Consider the following 274-nt stretch of genomic DNA (forward strand, 5'->3'; position numbering starts at 1 on the left):
GTAGAGAGCCAGATTACAGAAGTACATAAACGCGCGGATGAAGTAATTGAAAGCAATCAGTTTCGTGTGTTAGAAAGTTTTCGTAAACATAAAATTAGTGATTCGCATTTTATCCCGACGACAGGTTACGGTTATGATGATATTGGCCGTGATACGTTAGAAAAAGTGTATGCGGATGTATTTGGAGCGGAAGCTGGCCTTGTTCGTCCGCAAATTATTTCAGGTACTCATGCTATTTCTACAGCGTTATTCGGTATTTTACGTCCGGGAGATG

At 40.9% G+C, this 274-nt stretch carries 1 protein-coding gene; it reads left to right on the top strand.

Annotated elements, in window-relative coordinates; genetic code table 11:
• Positions 1-274, top strand: a 274-nt coding sequence (locus SB775_RS29315) for a methionine gamma-lyase family protein (RefSeq protein WP_410864745.1), incomplete at both ends; no start/stop codon positions are given.

The organism is Peribacillus sp. SIMBA_075 (assembly GCF_046534585.1).